Source organism: Thermogutta sp. (assembly GCF_039793925.1).
Lineage (GTDB): Bacteria > Planctomycetota > Planctomycetia > Pirellulales > Thermoguttaceae > Thermogutta.
Genome location: NZ_JBAMME010000301.1, coordinates 1 through 3,118, shown reverse-complemented (window position 1 = coordinate 3,118; position 3,118 = coordinate 1). Strand labels below are relative to the sequence as shown.

At 58.9% G+C, this 3,118-nt stretch carries 5 protein-coding genes; all 5 read right to left on the bottom strand.

Going from position 1 to position 3,118, the window contains the following annotated elements:
* A partial coding sequence (locus tag ABJK56_RS16075; protein WP_347245691.1) for a hypothetical protein occupies positions 1-497 on the bottom strand: 497 nt, incomplete at its 3' end.
* Between the two features lie 13 nt (positions 498-510).
* Positions 511-1,308, bottom strand: coding sequence for a hypothetical protein (locus ABJK56_RS16070; RefSeq protein ID WP_347245690.1), 798 nt, complete (start codon positions 1,306-1,308; stop codon positions 511-513).
* A 3-nt stretch (positions 1,309-1,311) separates the two neighbouring features.
* A complete protein-coding gene (locus ABJK56_RS16065) occupies positions 1,312-1,689 on the bottom strand; it encodes a hypothetical protein (protein WP_347245689.1) in 378 nt (125 codons plus the stop codon).
* A gap of 99 nt (positions 1,690-1,788) precedes the next feature.
* The gene (locus ABJK56_RS16060; protein ID WP_347245688.1) at positions 1,789-2,664 is read right to left on the bottom strand and encodes a tyrosine-type recombinase/integrase; all 876 of its coding nucleotides are present in this window, start codon (positions 2,662-2,664) and stop codon (positions 1,789-1,791) included.
* 96 nt (positions 2,665-2,760) lie between these two features.
* Positions 2,761-3,027, bottom strand: coding sequence for a hypothetical protein (locus ABJK56_RS16055; protein WP_297036600.1), 267 nt, complete (start codon positions 3,025-3,027; stop codon positions 2,761-2,763).
* Positions 3,028-3,118: the final 91 nt, after the last annotated feature.

Here is a 3,118-nt window from a genome sequence, read left to right as displayed (position 1 = left end):
GCTTCGGCCTCCAGGGCCCGCTTGAGCCGCCCGGCAAACACCACCGGATCGTTGTCTTGTTCGCTGGGTGGCACCAACTCACCAAGGCTCACGTTTTCGGGTAGAATAGACTCAAAAGCGTTGAGGTCGGCGGACTGGCCAGAGAGCTGGATCAGGGCCTTGATCCTCTGGCGGTCCGCCGCTTCCTCGTCCTTGATGGGGGGTTGCACCAACTGGCTGATGTCCAGCCGTCCTTCTAACGTGAGCACTTCCGCTTCACCTAGCCGCCGTGTGCTCCTGCCGATGGTGAGCTTCGCCCCAAAGCCCTCCACAGCCCCACGGACCGCACCGTCACGACACGGCGGTTTTCCTCGCCCCGAGACCAGTGAATCAACCGCCGCCAAGGCATGGCTCTTTCCGACGCCGTTACGTCCCCTGAGGACGACAACCCCGGCTTCCGGAAGTGGAATGGCCAGCTTTTCGATGGGTCCAACGTTCTCGATCAGTACCTCTCTCATCTGCGCGCTCCTTCTAGATACCAAGCTCACTCAGAACGGATTCCAGGGATTGCGGGGCAGCCTCAGGCTGGACTGCCTCGTTCCCAGTGGCTGACGATTCGACGGATGGAAGCTGATCCGGCACTTGACCCGTCATCCGGAGATAGAGAGCGTCCTGGGCAAGCACGTCGGCAATCGCGTAGGCCGCGATCGTCCGATAGTCCTTGTTCTCGAACAGGACCGGAACGTCGGCTCCCGTAACGGCCGACTTGTGGGACGTAAGGCCAGCCAGTTCCAGGCATTCATCGAGCGAGATGAGCGGCTTCTCATCAAGCGAAAAGTAACGCCACATCTGCATCGTGTCGTAAACCGGCTGCTCCGGCCACACCAGACAGGGCGGCAACTGAATGCCCAACCGAAGCATGGACAGCCGAAGCCGTGGAAGGTCGAAGTGCCTGATGTTGTGGCCTACGAGGATCGTTTCCGGTCCAACCGCTGCCAAATAGTCGCGGGTTCGCAGAAGCAACGCCCGTTGATCGGGAAGCCTTTCCAGCGGGACCCCCGCAATCGACGGCTCATCGAGGGCCATGCAATGCAGAAGCCGACAGTCCGCTTCTGTGCGGAGTGCCACGGATATGATCGGCGCTGTGTCCAACAGGGCGAGGCGTTCTTTCTTAGCTTCCAGAGCCTGAAGGTACCGCTCTCCGATCGTTGCGGGCTTCCAGCGGCTGTCCGGACAGAATGTCCGTCGAAGAGCGGCTTCAGCCTCGCAGGGATCCCCGGCAATGGTTTCGATGTCGAGAGTGACGTGTTGCGGTGGGATCAGCCACATGGATCACCTCCTGCCATAGCGGCTGTTCGAGTATCCGTTCCATCGCCCGTACTGGTACGGCGACTTGGCCGCTAAGTACGGACCGAACATCTGCAGACACATCGCAGCGAACTGCTGGAGATTCGTTGCAGCCTCAGGACCGAAGTGCACCCGCACCGATACTTCACGTCCGTCTGGAAGTGGCACATTCACCGCCACACTGACCCCGGTGGGTTGCGGAATAGGTCCCATCGGCAGGGGTGACATCTCCGGTGCAATTCCGGCCATTGGCGGCATTTGGGGCAGACCGAAGCCGGTTTGCGGAGCCGCTGCTGGCGGTTGCTGCCGCTGAAGATGCTCCGCGATCATCTTGGAAAGCTGTTCAAGAGTTTCCGAAGACATGGGACGCGCTCCCGAGCCGGGAGGCGGGACGGGGAGCGCGCGAGGCGTCCCACCTCCAGGCAACCTGTGATCCAGCTCCCCAGGCCACACCGGCCTGCCTCACTCCAGACTGGGAAGGTTCACCGAGAGTCCGATGGCATGCGGATCGATATAGTGCTCTATCGTGACCCTTGCGGATGCGTGACCAAGGAGTGTTTGTGCCGCTGGGATTCCAGATGTCATAGCGGCAATCGACGCCGCGGTTCTCCTGATCTTGTGAAACAGAGAGAACCGTGCATCCGCAGGCGGTTCCAACTGCGATTGACGAAGTATTTGGCGAAATTTCGTGAAGAAGTACCGGCGGCAATGTGGCCACTCCCAGATAAGCTTCCGCTCGGGCCATTGCATTGCCAAGATTTTTTTCAGTACATACTCCGGGAGTTGGAATATCTGTTCCCTCTTCGTCTTTTGTGATTCGGCCCGAATGACGATCAGCCCTTTCGTACAGTCGATGTCGCTCCAGGTTGTGGATAGCAGGGCACCAATGCGACTGGCGGTATGGTACGCCGTCGCGATGAGACTTGGCCACCAGATTCTCGCAAGCTGGACTCCAACTCGTCCGGGCAGTTGGTTGGCGACGTCGTAGAGTCGTTTGAATTCTTCCAACGTCCAGGCCCGCGGAACACGTCGCGCACGTCTTATCTCCGGAAACACCGGCACTTTGTCGATAAGCCCACAGCGGGCCGCGTATCGCAGAAGAAGGCGAACATGATCCAAATAGTTCACCTTGGTGTTCACGTTGCCGGTGACTGTGTTTAGCCAAGCGACAAAGACCGCTAAGTGTTGCGATGTGATTTCTTCGATTGAGCCAACACCGGTGGCGATCTGGAACCTGCGGGCCACCCTTAAGATATGCTGCTTGTGTCCATCTGAGATGACCCGACTTGACACGTAAAGCTGAGCCAATTCGATGATCGTCATAGCTGCTGGCCCCATGTTGCACCGCGGCCTCCTCGGCCGCCATGCACACGGAGCGCCGCATCACCTGCCACCGCTCCTTCATGATCGATCTTAATTCGCGATTCCGACGGATCATCTCAGCGTCGCACGATACTCGTCGAGGGCTTTTCTAGCTGATTCCGTCAATGCCAAGCCGAATTCCGAGTAGGTGATTTCGATATCCTGTAGGGCGTCAGCGTCTATCGCGTATCCGACCAGTTCTGTTACTTTCCATTTCGAAGCCCAGCAGGGCCTCTCGAACACTGCGAAGAACCAGCCATCTTCGGTGAGGTACGGCCGCACGCCGAGCATGAACTTCTGACCGTTGCGTACGTAGCTGCCGACGACCCAAGTGTCCATTTCTGGGTCTCCTGGTAGCGGGCGTAGACGCCCAATTTCTTCGTATTGGGCACCCGCTCAGTCGCCGCGAGAGGCGGCTAAGAAGGTGCCG

Coding starts and splice junctions, on each gene's coding strand:
- ABJK56_RS16055 (WP_297036600.1), bottom strand. CDS start 3,027: ATGGACACTTGGGTCGTCGGCAGCTACGTACGCAACGGTCAGAAGTTC.
- ABJK56_RS16065 (WP_347245689.1), bottom strand. CDS start 1,689: ATGTCTTCGGAAACTCTTGAACAGCTTTCCAAGATGATCGCGGAGCAT.
- ABJK56_RS16070 (WP_347245690.1), bottom strand. CDS start 1,308: ATGTGGCTGATCCCACCGCAACACGTCACTCTCGACATCGAAACCATT.
- ABJK56_RS16060 (WP_347245688.1), bottom strand. CDS start 2,664: ATGGGGCCAGCAGCTATGACGATCATCGAATTGGCTCAGCTTTACGTG.